Below are 22,916 nucleotides of genomic sequence, written 5' to 3'. Positions count from 1 at the left end.
CCCCGATGACCGACACGCTCGCCGATATGGAAATCCTCGCGCCCGATACGTTTCGCATGGTGCGCATCCTCGATGCTGATCCGGCGACGGTCTGGCGTTACCTCACCGAAGCGGGGCTGCGCCGGAAATGGTTCTCCGCCGGCACCGATGCGACAGGCGTCGGCGAGACTGTCGAGCTGGTATTCGACCATGACGAACTGTCTGCCGACGACGTTCCCTATCCGGCCGATTATGCCAAGTGGAAGGGCGCGGTCGGGCGGGAGAAGGTCGTGGAGTTCGACCCGCCCCATGTCTTCGCGATCAGCTGGGACGAGGGCAAGGAAGGGATCGCCCGGTTCGAGCTGGCTGAGGCCGGTGCAGGCAAGACCCGTCTCACCCTGACGCACAGCGGCATCACCGGCCCGGCGCCGATGGCCAATTTCGGCGGCGGCTGGCATTCGCATCTCGCGGTGCTCGAAGGGCTGCTCAAGGGCGATCCGGTGCGCGACTTCTGGGCGCTGCACGCGGAGTCGGAGGCACGGGTCGCCGCAGCGCTGGCGGGCCGCTGAGCTTTTCGCGATTCCCCCGGTGCGTTATGCCGCCGGGGGAGGATCGCGATGAGCACCAGGATCGAAGGCAAATGTCTGTGCGGCGCGGTACGGGTGCGGATCGCGCCGCCCGAACCGCATATCGGTGCGTGCCATTGCGAGATGTGCCGCCGCTGGGGTGGTGGTCCCTCGCTGTCGCTCAGGCTGGTATCGGACCCTGAGATCGAGGGGGCCGAACACATCGCCCGCTATGAATCGTCGGACTGGGCGGAGCGCGGTTTCTGCCGGACCTGCGGCACGCACCTCTTCTACTTCTTCCGGCCGAAATCGGGCTATTCCTTTCAGGCCGGCCTGTTCGACGGGATCGAGGCGTTCGATCTGGCGGACGAGATCTTCGTCGACGAGAAACCCGGCTATTATGATTTTGCGGGTGAACGCGAGCGCCTGACCGGGCCGGAAGTGATGGCGGAAGCAGGGATCGGCGACGCCTGACGCTGCCGACCCTTCGACAATTCGTCCCCGGCACCCTAGATGGGCGCGATGCTGATCCTCGGCCTCGAATCGAGTTGTGACGAAACCGCCGCCGCGCTGGTGACCGGCAACCGTCGGATTCTCTCGCACCAGCTTGCCCGGCAGGACGAGGCGCACCGCCCGTTCGGCGGTGTGGTGCCCGAAATCGCCGCGCGCGCGCATGTCGAGGCGCTGGGGCCGCTGATCGAAGCGGCGCTGGAAGAGGCGAAGGTCACGCTGGCCGATGTCGATGCCATTGCCGCGACCGCCGGGCCGGGCCTGATCGGGGGCGTCATGGTCGGGCTCGTTACCGGCAAGGCGCTGGCGCATGCCGCGAACAAGCCGCTGGTTGCGGTCAACCATCTCGAGGGGCATGCGCTCTCGCCGCGGCTGGCCGAGCCGGACCTTGCCTTCCCCTATCTGCTGCTGCTCGTCTCGGGCGGCCATTGCCAGTTGCTGCTGGTCGAGGGCGCCGGCCGCTACCGCCGCCTCGCCACCACGATCGACGATGCCGCGGGTGAGGCGTTCGACAAGACCGCCAAGCTGCTCGGTCTCGGCTTCCCCGGCGGCCCTGCCGTCGAACGTGCGGCGCTGGAGGGCGATCCGCGGTCGGTTCCCCTTCCCCGCCCGCTGGTGGGCTCGGGCGAACCGCATTTCTCCTTTGCCGGCCTCAAGAGCGATGTCGCGCGCAAGGTCGGCAAGTTCGCCCCCGCCGACCTCGCCGCATCCTTCCAGCAGGCGGTGGTCGATTGCCTGGTCGACCGCACCCGGATCGCGCTCGACAAGGCGCCGGAGGCCACGGCACTGGTCGTGGCGGGCGGGGTTGCGGCCAACAATGCGGTACGCACCGCGCTCACGGAGCTCGCCGCCGACCATGGCTTGCCCTTCATTGCCCCGCCGCTCTGGCTCTGCACCGACAATGCGGCCATGATCGCCTGGGCTGGGGCCGAGCGGTTTGCGCTCGGGCTCACCGATCTGCTCGATCTGCCCGCGCGTCCGCGCTGGCCGCTCGATCCGGATGCGGAGAAGGTGCGGGGAGCGGGGGTAAAGGCATGAAACTGGCGGTCATCGGCGGTGGCGCATGGGGCACGGCACTCGCGCAGGTCGCGGCGCGCGGCGGCGCACCGGTCACGCTCTGGGCGCGCGAGGACGACGTCGTGACGTCAGTCAACGCCACCCATGAAAACAGCCTGTTCCTTCCAGGCCTGCCCCTCTCGCCCTCGATCCGCGCCACCGGCGATCTCGCCGGCCTTGACGACGCCGATGCGTTGCTGGTCGTCGTTCCCGCCCAGTTCCTCCGCCCCGTTCTTGCGCAGACGCCCGTCGCGGGCCGGCCGCTGGTGCTGTGCGCCAAGGGGATCGAGGCGGGCACGCAGAAGCTGGTCGCCGAAGTCGCACGTGAACTGCACCCGGCCGCGCCGGTGGCGGTGCTCTCCGGCCCGACCTTCGCGCATGAGGTCGCGAAAGGCCTGCCCACCGCCGTTACCCTCGCCTGCGAGGATGACCTGTTGCGTGAGGCGCTCGCCGAGCGTCTCGGCGGACCCACCTTCCGTACCTATGGCTCGTCCGACGTCGCGGGCGCCGAAGTCGGCGGCGCGGTCAAGAACGTGCTCGCCATCGCATGCGGTGTAGTCGAAGGTGCGGGCCTCGGTCTCAATGCCCGCGCCGCGCTGATCGCGCGCGGCTTTGCCGAGATGACGCGCTTCGGCGTCGCCCGCGGCGGACGTCCGGAAACGCTGGCCGGCCTGTCGGGGCTGGGCGATCTGGTGCTTACCTGCTCCTCGACCAATTCGCGCAACTTCTCGCTTGGCGTTGGTCTCGGCCAGGGACGCAGCGCCGCCGAACTGCTCGCCGACCGCCGTACCGTTGCCGAAGGTGCGGCGACCGCGCCGGTGCTGCGCGAGGCGGCGAAGGCGGCGGGGGTCGATATGCCGGTCACGCAAGCGGTCTGCGCACTGCTCGAAGGCACGCCTGTTGGGCAGGTGGTGGATGCGCTGCTCAGCCGCCCGCTGCGGGAGGAGCATGTATGAGATGGGCGGTGATGTTGCGCGGGATCAACCTCGGCAAGCGCCAGCTCAAATCGGCGGAGCTCAAGGCTGTAGTCGAAGGGCTGGGCTATACGGACGTCAAGACCCTGCTTGCTTCGGGCAACGTCGTCTTCACCGCCGACGAAGCGGATGCGGCCGCGCTCGAAGCGACACTTCACGAGGCGCTGTTCAAGGAAACCGGGCTCAAGTCCGAAATCTTCGTGCGCTCGCCGGAGGAGATGACGGCGGTTGCCGCCGCCGACCCCTTCCGCGAAGCCACCAGTGAACGCCCGAGCTTCGTGGTCGTCGCCTTCCACCGCAAGCCGGTCGATGCGGCGGCGGTGGCGCGGCTTGAGGAAAACCATGACGGTCCCGAGCGGATGCATGTCATCGGCCGCGAACTCTATATCGACTTTCCCGATGGCCAGGGCCGTTCGACCCTTCACCCGGCGATGAGCAAGGCGAAGCTCGATCCGGTCAACACCGCGCGCAACTGGAACACGGTGCTCAAGATCCGCGACGCTCTCTAGAAGTCGACGGCGATTCCCTTGCGCTCCCAGTCGCCATAGCGGGTGGGGTCCTCGCCCAGCGGATCTGTTTCCGCCTTCTTCCCCGGCTCGGGCTCGGGCACCGGTGGGTTCTTCGACAGATAGGCGGGCGGCTTTACGTGGTCGGGGCGCTTGCCCATGATGCTTGTCCTGATTGCGACGGCGGCTTCGGTTTCCCACATTGGGCACTGAAAGGATCGAATCCAAGTGAACGGTTTCAAGACGACGATGCTGCTCGCGGCGCTGACGGCGCTGTTCATGGCGCTGGGCTTCACCATCGGCGGGCGTGGCGGGATGGTCATCGCGCTGCTGGTCGCGGTGGCAATGAACCTGTTCACCTACTGGAACGCCGACAAGATCGTGCTGTCGATGCACGGTGCGAAGCAGGTCGACGCGACCAGCGCCCCCGAATTCTACAACCTCGTCGCTGGGCTCGCCCAGCGCGCCGCGCTGCCGATGCCCAAGGTCTATGTCATCGATTCGCCGCACCCCAACGCCTTCGCCACCGGCCGTAATCCAGAGAATGCGGCGGTCGCGGCGACGATGGGCCTGCTGAACATGCTCGACCGCGACGAGATTGCGGGTGTGATGGCGCATGAGCTGGCGCATGTCCGCAACCGCGACACGCTGATCATGACGATGGTCGCGACGATCGCCGGCGCGATCTCGATGCTCGCCAATTTCGGCATGTTCTTTCGCGGCAATGGCGACAATCGCGGGGCGATGGTCGCGACCATCCTGGCGGTGATCGTTGCGCCCTTCGCCGCGATGATCGTCCAGATGGCGATCAGCCGGACGCGCGAATATGGCGCGGACCGCGGCGGCGCGGAGATTTCGGGCAATCCGCGCGCACTCGCTTCGGCACTCGCCAAGCTCGCCCGCGGCGCGGCCGCGGTGCCCAACCCCGTGGCCGAGCGCGTGCCCGCAGCCGCGCAGCTTTACATCGTCCCCGGTCTCGGCGGTGACAGCCTGTTCTCGACCCATCCCGACACCGGCAACCGCATCGCCGCGCTGGAGGAGATCGCGCAGGAAATGGGGCAGAGCGCGCCGCTGGACCGCTTCGGTGAAAACCCGGCGATTCCGTCAACTTCGTCATCCGCCCGCCCGTCGGCGCTGGGGATTAGGCCGCCTCAGCGCCGCTCCAGCGCGCTCGATCCCAACCGGCGCGGATGATCGACGACGCGCTTGGCGAGGTGGTTGCGGAGGCGGCCGGCGCTGTCGTGCAGACGGCTGGCGGCTTCATCGTCGATCTCGCCTTTGCCTATGTCTTTTCGGGCTACACTGCGCGCTTCTTCCACGGGCTTGGCCGCCGTTCGATCGCGGTCGCGACATGGGGGCGGATCCGTATCCCGTCCTCGCTTCGCACCGTACCGCGCGGCGTGCGCGTTCGTCCGCGCCGATCCGACTGGCTGGCGCTGTGGACCGGCGTTGCGATCTGGGTCAGCCTCTTCCTCGGGCTTTGCCTGATCGGGTGGGAATTCCTTTGAGGGTGATCTAGCGCCGGAAACGGCGTAGGGGCGGTTGATGTCCCGGCATCCGAACCACCGCCCCCCTTCCGATCCCCCCGGCGTTCCGGCACGCCGTGCCGCGCTCCGCCTGCTCGATGCGGTGCTGCGCCGTGGCCTCGCCATCGAACAGGCGCTTGAGGCATCGACCAAAGGACTTTCCCCGCCCGATCGCGGTCTTGCCCATGCCATCGCCGCCGAGGTGCTGCGCTGGCTGGCCGATCTCGATGCGCTGATTGACAGTGCGACCCGCAACCGCCTGCCCGATGACGCCAAGGCGCGCTTTGCCCTGCGCATCGCGCTCGCCCAGGCGCTGCGGCTCGGCACGCCGCCGCACGCCGCGATCTCGACGGTGCTGCCCTTGGTCGATGGCGGTCCCCGCAAGCTGGTCCATGGCGTGTTCGGCACGCTCGACCGCAAGGGCGCATCATTGCCGGACCGCCCTTCGCTACCGGACGGGGTTCATGCCCGCATCGCCGGCAATTGGGGCGAGCGCGTCGCCGATGCCGCCGGCGCCGCGATCGCGGCACCTCCGCCGCTCGACCTCACCTTGCGGGCCGAGGTCGCGGAGCTGCAGGGCGAGAGCCTGATGACGGGGCATGTGCGTGTAGGCGGCGATACGCCGGTGCCCGAGCTACCCGGCTTTGCCGAAGGAGCATGGTGGGTGCAGGACCTCGCCGCATCGCTTCCGGCGCGTCTGCTCGGCGGCGGGAGCGGGCGGGCGCTCGATCTGTGCGCTGCGCCCGGCGGCAAGACGCTCCAGCTGGCGGCGTCGGGCTGGGACGTCACCGCGGTCGACATCTCCGAAAGTCGTCTGGCGCGACTTTCGGAGAATCTCGACCGGACCGGCCTTTCGGCGAACATCGTCATCGCGGACCTGATCGATTGGGAGCCCCGGTTCGAGGCCGACGCCGTGCTGCTTGACGCGCCGTGCAGCGCCACCGGCATCTTCCGGCGCCATCCCGATGTGCTCCACCGCGTCCGTCCCCGGGTCATCGCCGAGATGGCTGAACTTCAGGCGCAGCTGCTTCCGCGTGCCGCGCGCTGGGTCCGTCCCGGCGGACTGCTGGTCTATGCCACCTGCTCGCTCGAGCCCGAGGAAGGGGAGCAGCAGATCGAACGATTCTTGGCCGAGCATCCGGAATTCGCGATCGATCCGGTGCTTCCCGACGAGCTGCCGGAGGGGCTTGTCGCGCATGATCGCGGCTGGTTACGCACACTTCCCGGCATGCTCGTGGAACAAGGCGGGCTCGACGGCTTTTTCATGGTGCGCCTCATGCGTGTTGCGGGCGACTCATGAGGTGTTAAAGGGCTGACATGACCGCTGTCCGTATCGCCCCATCGATCCTCTCCGCCGACTTCGCCAAATTGGGGGAGGAAGTGCGCGCGATCGATGCAGCGGGCGCCGACTGGATCCATATCGACGTGATGGACGGGCATTTCGTGCCCAACATCACGATCGGTCCGGCCGTGATCAAGGCGCTGCGACCGCACAGCGCCAAGCCGTTCGATGTCCACCTGATGATCGAACCGGTCGATCCGATGCTCGAAGCCTTTGCCGATGCCGGCGCCGATTGCCTGTCGGTTCATCCCGAAAGCGGGCCACATCTTCATCGCACGCTCCAGACGATCAAGGCGCTGGGCAAGCGCGCGGGCGTCGTGCTCAATCCTGCGACGCCTGTCGACGTCGTCGATCACGTCATGGACATGGTCGATCTGATCCTGGTGATGAGCGTCAACCCCGGTTTCGGCGGGCAGAAGTTCATCGAGAGCCAGCTCGCCAAGATTGCGGTGCTGCGCGCCAAGATCGACACCAGCGGCCGCCAGATCGACCTCGAGGTCGACGGTGGGGTCGACCAAAACAATGCCGGGCGCGTGATCGCCGCTGGCGCCGATGCGCTGGTCGCGGGCACCGCCGCGTTCAAGGGCGGCCCGTCGGCCTATGCCGACAATATCCGGGCATTGCGCGCGGGGTGAAGGCGCAGCAGGACGACCGCGCCGTCGACGGGCCTGAAGCCGACGGGATCGAGCAGGGACGGCGGCTGATCCGCATCGGTGGCGACCGCGGCCTCTCGCTCGCCGACCGGCTGTCCGAACGGTTCCACCGCCTCGCCTGGCGCACGCCGCTTCACGGCTTGCGGCTCAAGGGCCGCTATCCGCTCAAGCTGATCGCGGTCGCCGACGATCCCTTTCTCGGCGACCCGGCCCGCGGCAATGCGCTCCTCGACGGCAAGCTCTCGTTCCGCGGCGAGAACCATGTCATCGACGCGCTCGACCTGGCCAGGCCCAACTGGTCGAAGCCGTTCGGCGACTATCTCCACGGCTTCGCCTGGCTGCGCGATCTCTCGACCGTCACCACCCGTGCCGGCGCAGCGCCGGTAGCCGAAGCGCTGATGCGCAAATGGCTGGACGCGCATGCCGACAAGGTCACCGACCCGGCATGGCGCGCCGATCTCTGGGGCCGGCGCATCCTGTTCTGGACCGCGCATGCGCCGCTGATCCTGTCGAGCACCGACCTCGTCTATCGCTCGAGGGTGCTGCACACGCTCGCGCGTGGCGCCCGGCACCTCGATCGCACCGCGGACCGGGTGCCGCCGGGTGCGCCGCGCATCGCTGCCTGGTGCGGCGTGCTGGTCGCCGGGCTGATGATCCCCGGTGGCGATCCGCGCCGTGCCTTTGGCGAGGCAGGGCTTGCGCGGGCGCTGGCGGGATCGGTCGGCGAGGATGGCGGGATCAGCGGGCGATCGCCCGCCGCGCTGCTCGACGCGATCATGCTGCTCACGCTGCTGCGCGAGACCTATGCCGCGCGCCGCCTCGACCCGCCCGAGGTACAGAGCCGCGCGCTCGCCCAGATGGTGTCGGCGCTGCTCGGTGTCTGCCATGGCGATCGCGGGCTTGCGAGCTGGCAGGGCGGCGTGCCCGTCCATGGCGATGCCCTCACGGAGATCGTCGCCGCGACCGGCGCGCGCGTCCGCCCGCTGCGCCAGGCGCTCGACTGGGGCTATCAGCGGCTCGCCCAGCAGCGCACCGTGCTGATCGTCGATGCGGCGCCGCCGCCCGTTGCACGGGTGATGGAGGGCGGCTGTGCCTCGACCCTGGCGTTCGAATTTTCCGACGGCCCCGACCGCATCGTCGTGAGCTGCGGCGGCGCGCGCGGGGCCGATCTCCGGCTGCCGGCGGCACTGGCGGAGGGGCTGCGCACCACCGCCGCGCATTCGACTCTGGTGGTCGACAACAGCAACTCGACCGCGATCCATCCCGACGGGACGCTCGGCCGCGGCGTGAGCGAGATGGAGCTCAGCCGGCAGGAGACCGACACCGCTAGCCGGATCGAGGCGAGCCACGATGGCTATGTCCGCCGCCACGGCGTCATTCACCGCCGCCGCATCGCGCTCGGCGCCGACGGGCGCGATGTCCGCGGCGAGGACAATCTGATCCCCTCCGGGCGGCGCAGAAAGGCTGCGGCGATTCCCTTTGCGGTCCGTTTCCATCTGCATCCGGAGGTGCAGGTCTCGCCCACCGCGGATGGTGCAGGCGCGCTGCTGCGGACCCCTTCGGGCGCGGCGTGGCAGTTTCGTGCCAATGGCGCCACGCTCGGCATCGAGGAAAGCGTGTGGATCGACAGCCGCGGGATTCCGCGGGAAACCCAGCAGCTTGTGCTGACCGGCGAGTCGCCGGCGGGCGGCACCAGCGTCTCCTGGCTCTTCCACCGCGCGAGATAGGCGCGTCGGCCACTGCGCGTTAGGGGTTTGCAGGGTGCGGCGGGTTCCCTAAAGGCCCCGCCCATGACCAGCATCCCCATCCGCCGCGCCCTTCTCTCGGTCTCCGACAAGACCGGCATCGTCGAACTCGGAACCGCACTCGCCGCCAAGGGCGTCGAGCTGGTCTCGACCGGCGGCACCGCCAAGGCGCTGCGTGACGCGGGGCTGGACGTCCGCGATATCTCCGACCTCACCGGTTTCCCGGAGATGATGGACGGCCGCGTCAAGACGCTGCACCCGGTGGTCCATGGCGGCCTGCTCGCGGTGCGCGACGATGCGGGGCATATGGCTTCGGCCAGCGACCATGCGATCGGCATGATCGATCTGGTTGTGGTCAACCTTTACCCCTTCGCCCAGACCGTCGCGAAGGGCGCCGACCGCGACGAGATCATCGAGAATATCGATATCGGCGGCCCGTCGATGGTGCGCTCGGCCGCCAAGAACCACGCCTATGTCGCGATCGTCACCGATCCCGCCGACTATGGCGTGGTCGCCACCGGCGAGACCAGCCTGGAGGATCGCCGCCGCTTCGCCGCCAAGGCCTATGCGCTGACCGCGCAGTACGACGCAGCAATCGCCAGCTGGTTCGCCTTTGCCGATCAGGGCGAGCGCTTCCCGGCGACCCTGCCGATGGTGTTCAAGCGCGGCGAGGAGCTGCGCTATGGCGAGAACCCGCACCAGTCGGCTGCGCTCTATCTGCCCGCCGGTCCTGCCGCGTCGGGTATCGCTCAGGCCGAACAGCTTCAGGGCAAGGAGCTCTCCTACAACAACTATAACGACGCGGACGCCGCGCTCGAGCTGGTCAGCGAATTCCGCGACGGTCCGCCGACCGTGGTGATCGTCAAGCACGCCAATCCGTGCGGTGTCGCCACCGCCGATACGCTGGTCGAGGCCTATGGAGCCGCGCTGGCGTGCGATTCGGTGTCGGCGTTCGGCGGGATCATCGCCCTCAACCGCCCGCTCGACGCCGAGACGGCGAAGGCGATCACCGAGATCTTCACCGAAGTCGTCGTCGCCCCGGGCGCGAGCGACGAGGCGAAGGCGATCTTCGCCGCCAAGAAGAATCTGCGTCTGCTGATCTGCGACGCGCTGCCCGATCCCAAGCGGCCGGGGCTGATGCTCAAGACGATCGCCGGCGGCGCACTGGTCCAGTCGCGCGACAATGGCTTCATCACGCAGGCCGATCTCAAGGTTGTGACCCAGCGCGAGCCCACTGCCCAGGAACTCGCGGACTGCCTGTTCGCCTGGACGGTTGCCAAGCACGTCAAGTCGAACGCGATCGTCTATGCCAGGGACGGCAGCACCGCCGGGGTTGGCGCGGGGCAGATGAACCGCCTCGAATCCGCGCGCATCGCTGCATGGAAGGCGAAGGACGCTGCCGACAAGGCCGGCTGGGCGACACCGCGCACGATCGGCTCGGCGGTCGCCTCGGACGCCTTCTTCCCCTTCGCCGACGGCCTGCTCGCCGCGGTCGAGGCCGGCGCGACGGCGGTGATCCAGCCCGGCGGATCAATCCGTGACGAGGAAGTGATCGCCGCGGCCGATGCGGCCGGGCTGGCGATGGTGTTCACCGGGATGCGCCACTTCCGGCATTGAGGAGGGCGCATGGCGGTATCGCACGGGAAAGCGATCAGGATCATCGAGGCTCCCGACGGGCAGGAACGCGTCCTGATCGTGCAGCGATCCGACGGGCGCTTTACCTACCGCCGCCAGTGGTCGATCGATACCGTCACGGATGACCCCGACAGCGCGATCGGCGCATCAAACGCCGCGCATGACCCACATGGGCGCTGGGGGCCGCCCGGCCCCGACTGCGGCATCTATCCTTCCGCGGCAGAGGCCGAGACGGAGGCGATGCAGCGGGTCGGCTTCCTGAGAGCAGGATTCCACTAGCCTTCGGACTCTACGCTTCGGCGCCCTGCTTGGGCAGCTTCTTGAACAGCTTGCGGTCTTCCTCGCCAAATGCCCATTTCGCGATGATCGCGAAATAGGCGACGAAGATCGCGGGGATCCCGATCGACAATTCTACCCATTCCAGATGCTGCGGCAGCGAGGTGAAGCCCCAGCCGACAAGGCCGCCCGCTGCCACCGCGGCGACGAAGCCCGGGCGCAGACTGAACACCGATGCCTTGGTCAGCCGCGCCAGCATCCAGCATTTGATCGTCGAGCCGAGCGCCAGCGTGACCGCGAGCGCCACAGCCGGACCCGCCGCCTGATAGTTCACGTCCCAGCCCAGATCGCGCATAATGAAGACCAGCGCGAAGCTCAGCGCCGCCTGGAAACCGAGCAGCAGCATCGACACCATCAGATTGCGGTGCCGGGCCATGTAGACAAGGCCCGCTTCCGCGATCGCGCCGGGGGCCGCCAGCACTTCGGCGGCAAGCAGGAAACACAGCGCCCCGGCGCCCGCGACGAACTGCGGGCCGACGACGCCCATCACGCCCTCGGCGGGAATGCCGCCCATCAGCAGCAGCGCCGCCTGCAGCGTCATGATCCAGAAGGCGACCTGCTTCACCTGATGTGCGATCGCGGTGCGGTTCCCGGCGGCGAGGTTGCGGGCGATGCCCGGCCCCAGCACCGGATCGAAGCTGGTCTTGAGCTTCTGGGGGATCGAGGCGACTTGCTGCGCCATGTAGTAGATGCCGACGATCGCCGGCGGGAACAGCAGGCCCAGGATGAAGCGGTCGATGTTGCGCGTGCCCCATTCGATCGCGTCGGCGCCTGCGAGCGGCACGTTGCGCCGGGCGAGCTGGAGCAGCGGCGTCACATGCGGCGACCAGCCGTGCGGCAGGCCATAGCTGCGGATGAAGGGGATCAGGCTGGCGATCAGCGCTGCGGCCATCGACAGGACATAGGCGATGATCAGGCCGTCCCGCGGGGAGATATAGTAGAGCGCCCAGGCCGCGATGCTGATTGTCCAGGGTTCCACGATCGCGCGTGCGGTCACCGCCGCCTTCACGTTCCCGCGATAGGCAAGCGCGGCAAGGCTGACGTCAGACCAGGCGATCGCGAAGACGATGACGGGCAACAGCCCTTCAAGCCCCGTTACCTGGCTGTTGGCGTACATGATCTGCGGGAAGGTGAAGAGCACCGCGCTGGTGATCATCGAGACGACCAGCGCGACGACCATCCCGTCCCACACGACATGGCTGTGCGGCCGGTCGGTCGAAGCGAGCGCCTGCGCTAGCCCGCGTTTGAGGCCGAGCGTCGCGAGCAGCGCTGCCAGTTCGACCACGACGACCGCGAGCGCGAACCGCCCGACGATCTCCGGCCCGTACAGGCGCCCGGCGATGAACAGGAAGGGCAGCCGCGCGGCGAGACGCAGCACGAACCCCAGGATGTTGGTGCGCCCGCCCTTGGCCAGCGCAGTGATGTCGTCTGAGGGTGCGGAGGACGGCGCAGGGCGGGAGGTCACGCGCGAACCTCGTTCGAGCGCGCAACACGATGCTGCGAAGCCTCTCCAGTCCCCATGCCGTTACCGGTTTCGCCCGAAACGAACGAAATTTCCATCGTCAATGCGCCGCGCCCCAGCTCGGGCCTGTCCCGATCTCGACTCCCAGCGGCACGGTGAGCTTGACCGCGGGCTCCGCGGCGCTCTCCATCACCCGCCGGATGACCGGGGTTGCCGCCTCGACATCGCCTTCGGGCAGTTCGAACACCAATTCGTCATGGACCTGCATCAGCATCCTGACGTCGTGCAACCCGGCTTCCCGCAGCGCCGGACCCATCCGGGCCATGGCGCGCTTGATGATGTCGGCGCTGGTGCCCTGGATCGGCGCGTTGATCGCGGCGCGCTCGCTGCCCGCGCGCTCGTGCTGGGTGGCCGATTTAAGGCGCGGGAAATGCGTCTTCCTGCCGAACAAGGTCTCGGTATAGCCGCGTGCCTTGGCGTCGTTGAGCGTATCGGCGATGTAGCGGCTGATCCCGGGGAAGCGCTCGAAATAGCGGTCGATCATCGCCTGCGCCTCGTCGGGTGTGACGTCGAGCCGGCCGGCGAGTCCCCAGCGGCTGATGCCGTAGAGGATCGCGAAATTGATCGTCTTGGCGCGCCCGCGGGTGTCGCGATTGACCTCGCCGAACAGCTCGGTCGCGGTCATGTTGTGGATGTCGTCGCCGCGTTCGAACGCCTCGCGCAGTTGCGGCACGTCGGCGATGTGCGCGGCTAGCCGCAGCTCGATCTGCGAATAGTCGGCGGACAGGATGACGTTGCCCGGCTCGGCGACGAAGGCGTCGCGGATCTGCCGCCCCACCTCGGTCCGCACCGGGATGTTCTGGAGATTGGGGTCGGTCGACGAGAGCCGCCCGGTCTGCGCGCCGGTCAGCGAATAGCTGGTGTGGACCCGGCCCGTCGCCGGGTTGATCTGCGCCTGAAGCGCGTCGGTATAGGTCGATTTGAGCTTGGTCAGCTGGCGCCAGTCGAGCACCTTCAGCACCATCTCACGGCCCGGAGAATCCTTGTCAGCCGCGATCCGCTCCAGCTCGTTGACGTCGGTCGAATAGACGCCCGACTTGCCCTTGCGCCCGCCTTTGATCCCCATCTTGTCGAACAGGACATCGCCCAGCTGCTTGGGGCTGCCGATGGTGAATTTGAACCCGGCGATGCCGTGGATCTCTTCCTCAAGCGCGGCGATCTGGCGGGAGAAGTCGTCGGAGAGCTTCGCCAGCACCCCGGCATCGACCTTGACCCCGGCCAGCTCCATGTCGGCGATCACGCGGGCGAGCGGGCGGTCGACCATCTCGTAGACGCGCGTCGCCCCCTCGAACGGCAGCCGCGGCTTGAGGCGGCGCCACAGCCGCAGCGTGACGTCGGCATCCTCGGCGGCGTAGCGGGTCGCGGCCTTGAGATCGACTTCCTGGAAACCGAGCTGCTTCTTTCCGGTCCCGACCACGTCCTTATAGGCGATGCAGCTGTGGGAGAGGTGCGTGGTCGCCAGCTCGTCCATGCCGTGGCCATGCAGGCCGGCGTCGAGATCGAAGCTCATCACGATCGTGTCGTCATAGGGTGCGACATCGATGCCTACCCGGCTCAGCACGATCAGGTCGTATTTGATGTTGTGCCCGATCTTGAGCACCGACGGATCCTCGAGCAGCGGCTTGAGCTTGGCGATGACGAGGGCTCGGTCGAGCTGAACCGGCTTTTCGGCGAACATGTCGGTCCCGCCATGCCCGATCGGGATATAGCAGGCACGATTGGGTTCGAGCGCCATGCTGACGCCGACCAGTTCGGCGCGCGTCGCGTCCACGCCGGTGGTCTCGGTATCCACGGCGACCCAGCCCTGATGCTTGGCGGCGGCGATCCAGCGGTCGAGCGCGGCTTCGTCCACCACGGTCTCGTACTTGTCGTGGTCGCAGGGCGGGTCTGCGGGCATCGGCACCGGCTCGGGGCTGGCAACCGGCGCGTTGGCAACGCTCGCCCCGCCGCCCAGGCGTGAGAGCAGCGTCTTGAATCCGTGATGCTCGAGGAAGGCGCGCAGCGGCGCATCGGGGATTCCCTTCAGCTCCAGGTCCTCGAGCGGTTCGGGCAGCGGCACATCGCTCGCCAGCTCGACCAGCTGGCGGCTGAGGCGCGCCATGTCGGCATGCTCGATCAGATTGTCGCGCATCTTGCTGGGCTTCATCGACGGTGCCGCTTCCAGCACGGCTTCGACCGAGCCGAATTCGTCGATCAGCTTGGCCGCGGTCTTGGGGCCGATACCCTTGACCCCGGGGACGTTGTCGACGCTGTCGCCCATCAGCGCCAGCACCTCGCCGAGCTTGTCGGGATAGACGCCGAACTTCTCGAACGTCGCTTCCGGCCCCAGCCGACGGTTGTTCATCGTGTCGAGCATGTCGACCGCCGGATCGGTCATCAGCTGCATCAGATCCTTGTCGGAACTGACGATGGTGACCTGCCAGCCCTGCGCCAGTGCGGCCTTGGTGTAGGATGCGATCAGATCGTCCGCTTCCCAGCCCAACTCCTCGATGCAGGGCAGGCTGAAGGCACGCGTCGCGTCGCGAATCATCGGGAACTGCGGGACCAGATCTTCAGGCGCGGGCGGGCGCTGGGCCTTATACTGGTCGTACAGCTCGTTGCGGAAGGTATGCTCGCTCTTGTCGAGGATGACCGCCATGTGCGTCGGGCCGTCGGCCTTGTTGAGCGCGTCGGCGAGCTTCCACAGCATCGTGGTGTAACCATAGACGGCGCCCACGGGCTCGCCATGCTTGTTGGTCAGCGGCGGCAGCCGGTGATAGGCGCGAAAGATATAGCCGGAGCCGTCGACCAGATAAAGATGGGGCATTGGGGAGCGATAGCCCATGCGACGGACGTCTCAAACCCTTTCGAGCCTGCTAATGCGTGTTGTGCCGGATGATGCCGGGTGCGTCCGCTGCCCGTGCGCCGATCTCGAAATTCGCGCCCGGCTTTTGCGCTCGCCCTCAGCGGTGCTGCGCGACCACCGCGGCGACCACGCCCTGCATCAGCTCCTGCCGCTCCTTGATCGGGCGCGGGGTGTCGCCGATCATGACCGCGATCGAATAGGCCTTGCCATCCGGCGCAGTAAGGATGCCGACATCGTTATAGCCGGCGGTACGCCCCGCCAGATCCTGACCGGTGCCGGTCTTGTGCCCGAAGCTCCAGCCCGGCGGAACCGCACCGCGCAGCCGGTACTTGCCGGTGCGCGAGGCTTCCATGACCGTCATCAGCCAGCGGGTCGATGATGGCGACAGGATCTCCCCCGCCTTGAGCCGGGCGAGCGCCAGCGCGATCGCCGCGGGTGCGGCGCCATCGATGGGATCGGCGACATAGGCCTCGAACGCTGCACGCCGGACCGTCGGCGGGAGCGCGGCGCGCGCCTGCTGGAACGAGCGGCCCATCGAATATTCGGCCTTCCAGGGCAGGCCTGCAGTCCGTGCCTGAAGCAGCCGCTCGCCCGGGCCGAAGCGGATATCGCCCAGCCCCTTGTCGCGGATCATGGCCCGCACCGCTTCGGGTCCGCCGACCAGATTGAGCAGCCGGTCGTTCGCGGTATTGTCGCTCTGCTGCATCGCGCGCAGCAGCAGTTCGCGCACCGTGGTCTGATAGACGCCGTTCTTCACCACCAGCGCCGCGATCGGCTGGTGGAAGACGGTCAGGTTCTCGCGCGTCAGCGACACCGGATCGTCGAGCGTCAGCCGTCCGCGATCGCGCGCGTCGAGCACGGTCATCGCGACCCACAGCTTGCTCACGCTCTGTTGCGGCATCCGGCGCGTGGCATTGGCATCGATCTGCCAGCCCGCGTCGAGGCTGCGCACCGCCACGCCGGCGACTCCACCGAAATTGCGGATAAGGGCGTGGATGCTGGACTGAAGCGGCGCGGGTGCGGGCGACACCGGGAAGGGCCGCGGCGCCGGCGGGACACCCATGGTGATACGATAGCTGGGCGGCACCAGATTCTCGGGCGCATCCTGAGAGTGGACCGCGGCACCGACCAGCAGCGCGGGTCCAAGCCCGCCCAACGTCAACGCCCGCTGAAGAATCGTGAAATCCTGAATTGCCAACACGCTACCAACGCCCCTTGCCCAATGTGATCATGTCACTCGCAGATGAGCAGGTTCAAGTTCCTTCACGCGAAGCTGCGACGAACGCCACGAATATGGCGGCAAAGCGTGAACAAAACCGGCAAACGATCAGGGAACCAAGACCGTATCCACCGCTTTCGGCGCGGTTTCGGGATAATCGAGCGTGTAGTGCAGCCCGCGGCTTTCGTGCCGGTGGAGTGCCGACCGGACGATCAGTTCGGCCGCCTGGAGCAGGTTGCGTAGCTCGATCAGGTCGGGCGTCACGCGGAAATGGCCGTAATAGTCGGCGACCTCGTCGTTCAGCATCTTGATGCGATGCGCGGCACGTTCGAGCCGCTTGGTAGTGCGGACGATGCCGACATAGTTCCACATGAACCGGCGGATCTCGGTCCAGTTCTGCTTGATCACCACTTCCTCGTCGGAATCGGTGACGCGGCTTTCGTCCCAGGGGCGGATGGCGGGCGGCGCGGGCAGCCGGTCCCAGTTCGCCGCGATATGCTTCGCCGCTGCCTCACCGAACACGAAACATTCGAGCAGCGAGTTGCTGGCGAGTCGGTTGGCGCCGTGCAGCCCGCTCTCGCTGCACTCGCCGGCGGCGTAGAGGCCCGGCAGATCGGTCTTGCCGTCAAGATCGATGACGATGCCGCCGCAGGTATAATGCTGGGCCGGCACCACCGGGATCGGCTGGCACGTCATGTCGATGCCCAGGCCGATCAGCTTCTCGTAGATGTTGGGGAAATGCCCTTTCACGAACTCGGCCGGCATATGGCTGATGTCGAGATGGACATAGTCGAGGCCGTAGCGCTTGATCTCGGCATCGATCGCGCGGGCGACCACGTCGCGCGGTGCCAGCTCCATCCGCTCGGCGTCATAATAGGTCATGAACCGCTTGCCGGTCTGCGGGTTGATCAGGCGTCCGCCCTCGCCGCGCACCGCTTCGGTGATCAGGAAGTTCTTGACGTCGAGATTGTAGAGGCAGGTCGGGTGGAACTGCATCATCTCCATGTTGGAGATGCGGCACCCCGCGCGCCACGCCATCGCGATGCCGTCGCCGGTCGCGCCCTTGGGCGCGGTGGAGAAGAGATAGGTGCGTCCCGCCCCGCCGGTGGCGAGGATGGTGGCGTTGGCGGTGAACAGCTCGACATGCCCGGTCGCGCGATTGACGGCATAGACGCCCCAGACATTGCCCGCGCCCGAATAGCGTTCCTCGTGCCGGCTCGTCGCAAGATCGACCGCGACCATGTCGGGGACCAGGGTGATGTTGGGGTGCGCGCTTGCGGCGCGGATCAGCGCTTCCTGCACCGCCCAGCCGGTGGCGTCGTCGACATGGACGATGCGGCGCGCGCTGTGCCCGCCTTCGCGCGTCAGGTGCCAGCCATCGCCGTCGCCATCGACGTTGAACGGTACGCCCAGCTTCGCCAGCCGGTCGATCGCCGCGGGGGCGTTCTCGACCACGAACTCGACGGTCGCGCGATCGTTGAGCCCCGCGCCCGCGATCATCGTGTCGGCGATATGCGCCTCGAACGTGTCGCCCGGCTCCAGTACTGCGGCGATCCCGCCTTGTGCCCAGGCAGTCGATCCTTCGTCGAGCGCCCCCTTGGCCAGCACCGTCACCCTGAACCGGTCGGCAAGGTTGATTGCAGCGGTCAGCCCCGCCGCCCCCGAGCCGATGATCAGCACGTCGGATTGCCGGGTCTCACTAGCCAATCGTCATTCCTCTTGCCGGACTGGGCGCCCGCTATGCGCCAAACCGCCGCGAAATCAAACGCTACGGTCGCCAAGCTTTTGCTGGCTGGCTAGAAGCGGCGCCATGCGCCACGTTCCGATGCTCGCCGTTCTCGTCCTCGCCTTTGCCGCGCTGATTCCGCCGGCGAACGCCGCGCCGCACTGCACGCTGGGGCAGCCGGGGGCGACGCAACGAATCGCGATCGGGGATACCGGGCGATCCGTGCTGCTCCATCTTCCGGCGGGCGAGCGGCAGGGGAAGCCACTGCCGTTGCTGTTCGTGCTGCATGGCAGCGGCGGCGACGGCGCGGCGATCCTCAACCAGTCGAAGCTTGAGGCGACCAGCGATCGCCACGGCTTTCTGCTTGCCGCGCCCGATGGCGGGATTCCGGTCGGCAAGGGGTTCGTCTGGAACATCCCCGGCGTGCCCACGGTGACCGGCAAGGTGCCGGGGTCGGACGATGCGGACGACGTCGCCTTTATCCGCGCGGCGATCGACTGGCTCGCAGCGCAAGGCTGTGCCGACCGCAGCCGGGTCTATGCGTCGGGCTGGTCGGGTGGCGGGCGGCTGACGTCATGGCTGGGCTGCGTCGCGTCCGACAAGCTTGCGGCGATCGCGCCGGTTGTGGGCCTGCGCGCGGGCAATCCGCTCAAGAGCGATCCCAAGCGGCCCGATCCGGAGACCTGCCGCCCCGCCAATCCGGTTCCGGTGATCGCCTTTGCCGGCGACAGCGATGGCACCAACCCGGTGCAGGGCGGCGGTGCGGGCTATTGGCAATATACGATGGACGCGGCGCTGGCGCGCTGGGCGGAACTCGGCGCGTGCCGCGCCGGCCCGCTGCGCCGCGATCTCGCGATCGACCTGTATGAGCAGCTCTACACCGCGTGCCATGCCCGCGCCGAGGTGGTGGGCCATATCAGGCGCGGCGCGGGCCATGTCTGGACCGCCGATAATGAAGCGATGTGGGCGTTCCTGTCGCGCTACCGGCGTCGCTGACCCGCTTCAGCCGTTGGCGGCCCGCGTCAGGCTCAGGAACACGTCCTCCAGATCCGCCTCGCGCGTGCTGACATCGACGATGCCGAACCCCGCGGCCTGCACCGCGCCCAGCACCTCGCCGGCATTGGCCTGATCCTTGGCATAGGTGATGACCAGGGTGCGCTCACCCTTCACCTCGATCTTCTGGAAACAGCGGCTGTCGGGCACGGCCGCAATGTCGCGGTCGACGGTCACTTCGACCGCCTTTTCCTGGGTTTTGCCGACCAGCTCGCGCGTCGGTTCGTTGGCGATCAGCTTGCCATGGTTGATGATCGCGATGCGGTCGCACAGTTCTTCGGCTTCTTCGAGATAGTGGGTGGTCAGCACCACCGTCACGCCGCGGTCGTTGAGCATGCGGACATAGGCCCAGAGCTGCTGGCGAAGCTCGATGTCGACGCCCGCGGTCGGCTCGTCGAGCACCAGCACGGGCGGCGAATGGACCATCGCCTTGGCGACCATCAGCCGCCGTTTCATGCCGCCCGACAGGGTGCGCGAATAGGCGTTGGCCTTGTCCTCCAGATGCACCGCACGCAGCAGTTCCATCGACCGGCGCTGCGCCTTGGGCACGCCGTAGAGCCCGGCCTGGATCTCCAGCGTCTCGACCGGTGTGAAAAAGGGGTCGAACAGGATCTCCTGATTGACGATCCCGATCGCGCGCTTGGCGTTGCGCGGATGCTGGTCGATGTCGAAGCCCCAGATGCTCGCGCGCCCGCCGGTCTTGTTGACGAGGCCAGCCAGGATGTTGATCAGCGTCGACTTGCCCGCGCCGTTCGGTCCCAGCAGTCCGAAGATCTGCCCGCGCGGCACCGCGAAGCTGACATTGTCCAGCGCCTGCTTGCCGCCCTGATAGACCTTCGAAAGGCCCTCGATCTCGATCGCCGCGTCACTCATGCGCGCTGATCTGGAACCGGTCGTCGGCCTTGGCAAGCGAAACGATTGCCGCACCCCTGTGTCTTTGCTAACCGCACGCCCATGATCGCCCCGCCCGAAGTCACCCGCGTCACCCACCGCCGCGTCGCCTGCGACGGCGCGCAGGCCGGCATCGCCGCCGCGCTCGGCCATCCGCGTGTGTTCCTCGAGATCGACGAGCATGGCTATGTCGATTGCGGCTATTGCGACCGCCGCTTCGTGCTGGCGGGTGGTCCCGCGGATGGCGCGGACCAGAGCGAATTGCCGGATCATCCGGCTGGCGCGAGCGTCTAAGCCGCCTATATTCGGGGGATGTACAGCGATCCCCGTGGCTTCATCTATCGCGACGGCTTCGATGCCGACGCCGCCCAGCGCCTGACGGCAAGCATCCTCGGCAAGGCCGAGGATGGCGAGCTCTATCTTCAATATCGCAAGTCCGAGGCGTTCGGGTTCGACGACGGGCGGCTCAAGACTGCGTCGTACAATACCGATTCGGGCTTCGGTCTGCGCGCGGTGAGCGGCGAGACCACCGCCTTCGCGCATGCCAACGAGATCAGCGAAGCCGCGATTCGCCGCGCGGGCGAGACGATGGCGCTGATCGATCCGGCGACCGGGCCGAAGGCTGCGGCGCCCGCGCGGACCAACCGGCACCTCTATACCGATGCCGATCCGCTCGATCTGGTCCCGTTCGCGGACAAGGTGAACCTCTGCCAGGCGATCGACGCGGCTGCTCGTGCCCGCGATCCGCGCGTGGTGCAGGTCTCGGCGAGCCTGCTGGGATCGTGGAGCGTGGTCGAGATCGTCCGCCCGGACGGCTTCATCGCCACCGATGTGCGCCCGCTGGTGCGGCTCAATGTCGGAATCGTGGTCGAATCGAACGGGCGGCGCGAGACGGGGAGCTTCGGCACCGGCGGCCGCGCGCTCTATGACCGGCTGTTCGAGCCGGAGACGTGGAACCGCGCGATCGACGAGGCGCTGGCGCAGGCCCTGGTGAATCTCGAAGCGGTCGATGCGCCTGCGGGCGAGATGACGGTGCTGCTCGGTCCGGGCTGGCCGGGCGTCTTGCTGCACGAAGCGGTCGGTCATGGGCTCGAGGGTGATTTCAACCGCAAGGGCACCAGCGCCTTTTCCGGCCGGATCGGCGAGCGCGTGGCTGCGCCGGGGGTCACCGTGGTCGATGACGGGGCGATCCACGACCGCCGCGGTTCGCTGTCGATTGATGATGAGGGTACGCCGACGCGCGAGACGGTGCTGATCGAGGACGGCATCCTCAAGGGCTATATGCAGGATCGCATGAACGCCCGGCTGATGGGCGTCGAGCCGACGGGCAACGGCCGCCGTGAAAGCTTCCAGCACGCGCCGATGCCGCGCATGACCAACACCTTCATGCGCGGCGGCAAGGACGACCCCGCGGAACTGCTCAGCCGCGTCAGGAAGGGCATCTTCGCCAAGAGCTTCGGCGGCGGTCAGGTCGATATCGTCTCCGGCAAATTCGTCTTCTCCTGCACCGAGGCGTACCGGATCGAGGACGGCAAGCTCGGCGCCCCGATCAAGGGCGCGACGCTGATCGGCGACGGGCCGACCTGCCTCACCAAGGTGACCGGGATTGGTGATGATTTTGCGCTGGATGAAGGGGTCGGCATGTGCGGGAAGGGCGGGCAGAGCGTGCCCGCGGGCGTCGGCCAGCCGACATTGCTGGTCGAGGGGCTGACGGTGGGCGGCACCGCGGCGTGACGCTGCGCTCGGCCGATCTCGACGCCTATCTGGCGCGGATCGGCTGGGCCGGGCCGGTCGCGGCGGACCGCGCGACGCTGAACGCCATCGCCGCACACCATCCCGCCGCGATCCCGTTCGAGAATCTCGACCCCTATCTCGGCCGCCCGGTCGACCTGGCGCCCGAAGCCCTGGCCGCCAAGCTGATCCATGGCCAGCGCGGCGGCTATTGTTTCGAGCAGAACGGGCTGCTGCGGCGCGTGCTCGAGGGGCTGGGATTCGCGGTGACGCCGCTGTCGGGCCGGGTCGTGTGGAACATGGATCCCGAGACGGTCACCGCGCGCACCCATATGGTGCTGCGCGTCGATCTGCCCGACGGGCCGGTGCTGATCGATTGCGGCTTCGGCAGCGCGGTGCCGACGGGCGTGCTCGATCTGATCCCCGATATCGAGCAACCGACCCCGCATGAGCCCTTCCGCTTCGTCCGCCTGGGCGAGGAGTGGCGGGCGCAGATCCGCATCGGCGGGGACTGGCGCACCACCTATCGCTTCGACCTCACTCCCCAGCAGGACGTGGATTACGCCGTCGCCAACTGGTACACCTCGACCCATCCGGACTCGCATTTCCGCCACGGCCTGACGCTGGCACGCGCGCTGCCCGGGCGGCGGATCAGCCTGCGCGGTACCGAGTTCGCGGTCCACCCGCTGGGCGGCGCAAGCGAACGGCGCACGATCGCCGATCCCGAGCAAGTCGCAGCGATCGTCGAGCATGAATTCGGCATCCGCATTCCCGACCGGCCTGCGCTGCTCGCACGGCTTTCCGCGGCGGCTGCCTGAATGGCGCTGGTCGAACTCGGCCGGTTCCCGCCTCCCGAAGCGCATATCGTCGTCGGCCTGCTCGAGGCCGAGGGCATCCCGGCGATCGCGTTCGATGCCGGATCGAGCATCGTCGAGGGCAGCATCGCCGCGCTGATTCCGGTGCGGGTGATGGTCGATCAAGACGACCTGCTTATTGCGCGGGCAGCGATAAATGCAGCCTAAAAATTAGGCAGTCGTTCGCGCCTGCACAATTTTTTACCTTTGGGTAACCCCTGGCGAACGTCGACTCCGCCGGATTCCT

At 67.7% G+C, this 22,916-nt stretch carries 23 protein-coding genes; 17 read left to right on the top strand and 6 right to left on the bottom strand.

Annotation, left to right across the window (positions count from 1 at the left end):
* Positions 1-5 precede the first annotated feature (5 nt).
* From AC07TU_RS02710 to AC07TU_RS02690, 5 genes are read left to right on the top strand one after another with little or no spacing between them, the layout of a single operon-like run.
* Positions 6-548, top strand: coding sequence for an SRPBCC family protein (locus AC07TU_RS02710; RefSeq protein WP_495186372.1), 543 nt, complete (start codon positions 6-8; stop codon positions 546-548).
* A 48-nt stretch (positions 549-596) separates the two neighbouring features.
* Complete coding sequence (locus tag AC07TU_RS02705) at positions 597-1,019, top strand: GFA family protein (RefSeq protein ID WP_495186371.1); 423 nt, start codon at positions 597-599, stop codon at positions 1,017-1,019.
* A 48-nt stretch (positions 1,020-1,067) separates the two neighbouring features.
* The gene (tsaD, locus tag AC07TU_RS02700; protein ID WP_495186370.1) at positions 1,068-2,093 is read left to right on the top strand and encodes a tRNA (adenosine(37)-N6)-threonylcarbamoyltransferase complex transferase subunit TsaD; all 1,026 of its coding nucleotides are present in this window, start codon (positions 1,068-1,070) and stop codon (positions 2,091-2,093) included.
* A complete protein-coding gene (locus tag AC07TU_RS02695; RefSeq protein WP_495186369.1) occupies positions 2,090-3,067 on the top strand; it encodes an NAD(P)H-dependent glycerol-3-phosphate dehydrogenase in 978 nt (325 codons plus the stop codon). Before tsaD ends, AC07TU_RS02695 begins: the two co-directional genes overlap by 4 nt.
* Complete coding sequence (locus AC07TU_RS02690; protein ID WP_495186368.1) at positions 3,064-3,594, top strand: DUF1697 domain-containing protein; 531 nt, start codon at positions 3,064-3,066, stop codon at positions 3,592-3,594. Before AC07TU_RS02695 ends, AC07TU_RS02690 begins: the two co-directional genes overlap by 4 nt.
* Here AC07TU_RS02690 and AC07TU_RS02685 read toward each other — a convergent pair.
* Positions 3,591-3,752: a DUF1674 domain-containing protein gene (locus AC07TU_RS02685; protein ID WP_495186367.1), complete on the bottom strand. Its 162-nt coding sequence runs from the start codon at positions 3,750-3,752 to the stop codon at positions 3,591-3,593. The two genes, AC07TU_RS02690 and AC07TU_RS02685, sit on opposite strands and share 4 nt — an antisense overlap.
* A 67-nt stretch (positions 3,753-3,819) precedes the next feature.
* Here AC07TU_RS02685 and htpX point away from each other — a divergent pair, with 67 nt between their 5' ends.
* The 7 genes from htpX to AC07TU_RS02650 all read left to right on the top strand — a co-directional run bounded on the left by htpX (position 3,820) and on the right by AC07TU_RS02650 (position 10,771).
* The gene (gene htpX / locus AC07TU_RS02680) at positions 3,820-4,785 is read left to right on the top strand and encodes a zinc metalloprotease HtpX (RefSeq protein WP_495186366.1); all 966 of its coding nucleotides are present in this window, start codon (positions 3,820-3,822) and stop codon (positions 4,783-4,785) included.
* Positions 4,782-5,099 carry a hypothetical protein gene (locus tag AC07TU_RS02675; protein WP_495186365.1) on the top strand — a complete coding sequence of 106 codons (318 nt, stop codon included), beginning with the start codon at positions 4,782-4,784 and terminating at the stop codon, positions 5,097-5,099. The genes htpX and AC07TU_RS02675 overlap by 4 nt, the downstream gene beginning before the upstream one ends.
* 37 nt (positions 5,100-5,136) lie before the next feature.
* On the top strand, positions 5,137-6,417 hold the full coding sequence (locus AC07TU_RS02670; RefSeq protein ID WP_495186364.1) for an RsmB/NOP family class I SAM-dependent RNA methyltransferase: 1,281 nt from the start codon (positions 5,137-5,139) through the stop codon (positions 6,415-6,417).
* Positions 6,418-6,434: 17 nt separating this feature from the next.
* Complete coding sequence (gene rpe, locus AC07TU_RS02665; RefSeq protein WP_495186363.1) at positions 6,435-7,094, top strand: ribulose-phosphate 3-epimerase; 660 nt, start codon at positions 6,435-6,437, stop codon at positions 7,092-7,094.
* Positions 7,091-8,839: a heparinase II/III family protein gene (locus tag AC07TU_RS02660; RefSeq protein ID WP_495186362.1), complete on the top strand. Its 1,749-nt coding sequence runs from the start codon at positions 7,091-7,093 to the stop codon at positions 8,837-8,839. Before rpe ends, AC07TU_RS02660 begins: the two co-directional genes overlap by 4 nt.
* A gap of 63 nt (positions 8,840-8,902) precedes the next feature.
* A complete protein-coding gene (gene purH / locus AC07TU_RS02655) occupies positions 8,903-10,474 on the top strand; it encodes a bifunctional phosphoribosylaminoimidazolecarboxamide formyltransferase/IMP cyclohydrolase (RefSeq protein ID WP_495186361.1) in 1,572 nt (523 codons plus the stop codon).
* Between the two features lie 9 nt (positions 10,475-10,483).
* Complete coding sequence (locus AC07TU_RS02650) at positions 10,484-10,771, top strand: hypothetical protein (protein WP_495186360.1); 288 nt, start codon at positions 10,484-10,486, stop codon at positions 10,769-10,771.
* Between the two features lie 10 nt (positions 10,772-10,781).
* Here the strand turns inward: AC07TU_RS02650 and AC07TU_RS02645 are convergent, their stop codons facing one another.
* The 4 genes from AC07TU_RS02645 to nadB form a co-directional block, all read right to left on the bottom strand.
* On the bottom strand, positions 10,782-12,293 hold the full coding sequence (locus AC07TU_RS02645) for a lipopolysaccharide biosynthesis protein (RefSeq protein WP_495186359.1): 1,512 nt from the start codon (positions 12,291-12,293) through the stop codon (positions 10,782-10,784).
* Between the two features lie 97 nt (positions 12,294-12,390).
* Positions 12,391-15,156 (bottom strand): DNA polymerase I, encoded by a 2,766-nt coding sequence (gene polA, locus AC07TU_RS02640; RefSeq protein ID WP_495186358.1) that lies wholly within the window; start codon positions 15,154-15,156, stop codon positions 12,391-12,393.
* Between the two features lie 136 nt (positions 15,157-15,292).
* The gene (locus AC07TU_RS02635; RefSeq protein WP_495186882.1) at positions 15,293-16,393 is read right to left on the bottom strand and encodes a serine hydrolase; all 1,101 of its coding nucleotides are present in this window, start codon (positions 16,391-16,393) and stop codon (positions 15,293-15,295) included.
* Between the two features lie 129 nt (positions 16,394-16,522).
* Positions 16,523-18,121, bottom strand: coding sequence for an L-aspartate oxidase (gene nadB, locus AC07TU_RS02630; RefSeq protein WP_495186357.1), 1,599 nt, complete (start codon positions 18,119-18,121; stop codon positions 16,523-16,525).
* 103 nt (positions 18,122-18,224) lie between these two features.
* On the opposite strand from nadB, the gene AC07TU_RS02625 reads away from it, so the two are divergent.
* Entirely contained in the window at positions 18,225-19,136 is a 912-nt protein-coding gene (locus AC07TU_RS02625) for a CE1 family esterase (protein ID WP_495186356.1), read from the top strand.
* Positions 19,137-19,142: 6 nt separating this feature from the next.
* Here AC07TU_RS02625 and AC07TU_RS02620 read toward each other — a convergent pair whose 3' ends face one another.
* On the bottom strand, positions 19,143-20,066 hold the full coding sequence (locus AC07TU_RS02620; protein WP_495186355.1) for an ABC transporter ATP-binding protein: 924 nt from the start codon (positions 20,064-20,066) through the stop codon (positions 19,143-19,145).
* 81 nt (positions 20,067-20,147) lie between these two features.
* Between AC07TU_RS02620 and AC07TU_RS02615 the strand changes: the two genes are divergently transcribed.
* The 4 genes from AC07TU_RS02615 to AC07TU_RS02600 are packed head-to-tail and all read left to right on the top strand — an operon-like array spanning position 20,148 to position 22,837.
* The gene (locus tag AC07TU_RS02615; RefSeq protein ID WP_495186354.1) at positions 20,148-20,378 is read left to right on the top strand and encodes a zinc-finger domain-containing protein; all 231 of its coding nucleotides are present in this window, start codon (positions 20,148-20,150) and stop codon (positions 20,376-20,378) included.
* A gap of 18 nt (positions 20,379-20,396) precedes the next feature.
* Positions 20,397-21,818 (top strand): metalloprotease TldD, encoded by a 1,422-nt coding sequence (gene tldD / locus AC07TU_RS02610; protein WP_495186353.1) that lies wholly within the window; start codon positions 20,397-20,399, stop codon positions 21,816-21,818.
* A complete protein-coding gene (locus tag AC07TU_RS02605) occupies positions 21,815-22,633 on the top strand; it encodes an arylamine N-acetyltransferase family protein (protein WP_495186352.1) in 819 nt (272 codons plus the stop codon). Before tldD ends, AC07TU_RS02605 begins: the two co-directional genes overlap by 4 nt.
* A complete protein-coding gene (locus tag AC07TU_RS02600) occupies positions 22,634-22,837 on the top strand; it encodes a putative signal transducing protein (protein ID WP_495186351.1) in 204 nt (67 codons plus the stop codon).
* Positions 22,838-22,916: the final 79 nt, after the last annotated feature.

The sequence above is a fragment of the Sphingomonas sp. GW821-FHT03E12 genome (assembly GCF_059420685.1).
This window is presented reverse-complemented; position numbering and strand designations above follow the sequence as displayed.

Bases quoted from the DNA above. Each gene is read 5' to 3' on its own strand.
- AC07TU_RS02690 (WP_495186368.1), top strand. From the start codon at position 3,064: ATGAGATGGGCGGTGATGTTGCGCGGGATCAACCTCGGCAAGCGCCAG.
- AC07TU_RS02625 (WP_495186356.1), top strand. From the start codon at position 18,225: ATGCGCCACGTTCCGATGCTCGCCGTTCTCGTCCTCGCCTTTGCCGCG.
- AC07TU_RS02615 (WP_495186354.1), top strand. From the start codon at position 20,148: ATGATCGCCCCGCCCGAAGTCACCCGCGTCACCCACCGCCGCGTCGCC.
- rpe (WP_495186363.1), top strand. From the start codon at position 6,435: ATGACCGCTGTCCGTATCGCCCCATCGATCCTCTCCGCCGACTTCGCC.
- AC07TU_RS02710 (WP_495186372.1), top strand. From the start codon at position 6: ATGACCGACACGCTCGCCGATATGGAAATCCTCGCGCCCGATACGTTT.
- tsaD (WP_495186370.1), top strand. From the start codon at position 1,068: ATGCTGATCCTCGGCCTCGAATCGAGTTGTGACGAAACCGCCGCCGCG.
- AC07TU_RS02670 (WP_495186364.1), top strand. From the start codon at position 5,137: ATGTCCCGGCATCCGAACCACCGCCCCCCTTCCGATCCCCCCGGCGTT.
- AC07TU_RS02600 (WP_495186351.1), top strand. From the start codon at position 22,634: ATGGCGCTGGTCGAACTCGGCCGGTTCCCGCCTCCCGAAGCGCATATC.
- AC07TU_RS02675 (WP_495186365.1), top strand. From the start codon at position 4,782: ATGATCGACGACGCGCTTGGCGAGGTGGTTGCGGAGGCGGCCGGCGCT.
- polA (WP_495186358.1), bottom strand. From the start codon at position 15,156: ATGCCCCATCTTTATCTGGTCGACGGCTCCGGCTATATCTTTCGCGCC.
- purH (WP_495186361.1), top strand. From the start codon at position 8,903: ATGACCAGCATCCCCATCCGCCGCGCCCTTCTCTCGGTCTCCGACAAG.
- AC07TU_RS02620 (WP_495186355.1), bottom strand. From the start codon at position 20,066: ATGAGTGACGCGGCGATCGAGATCGAGGGCCTTTCGAAGGTCTATCAG.
- tldD (WP_495186353.1), top strand. From the start codon at position 20,397: ATGTACAGCGATCCCCGTGGCTTCATCTATCGCGACGGCTTCGATGCC.
- AC07TU_RS02685 (WP_495186367.1), bottom strand. From the start codon at position 3,752: ATGGGCAAGCGCCCCGACCACGTAAAGCCGCCCGCCTATCTGTCGAAG.
- AC07TU_RS02705 (WP_495186371.1), top strand. From the start codon at position 597: ATGAGCACCAGGATCGAAGGCAAATGTCTGTGCGGCGCGGTACGGGTG.
- AC07TU_RS02695 (WP_495186369.1), top strand. From the start codon at position 2,090: ATGAAACTGGCGGTCATCGGCGGTGGCGCATGGGGCACGGCACTCGCG.
- AC07TU_RS02650 (WP_495186360.1), top strand. From the start codon at position 10,484: ATGGCGGTATCGCACGGGAAAGCGATCAGGATCATCGAGGCTCCCGAC.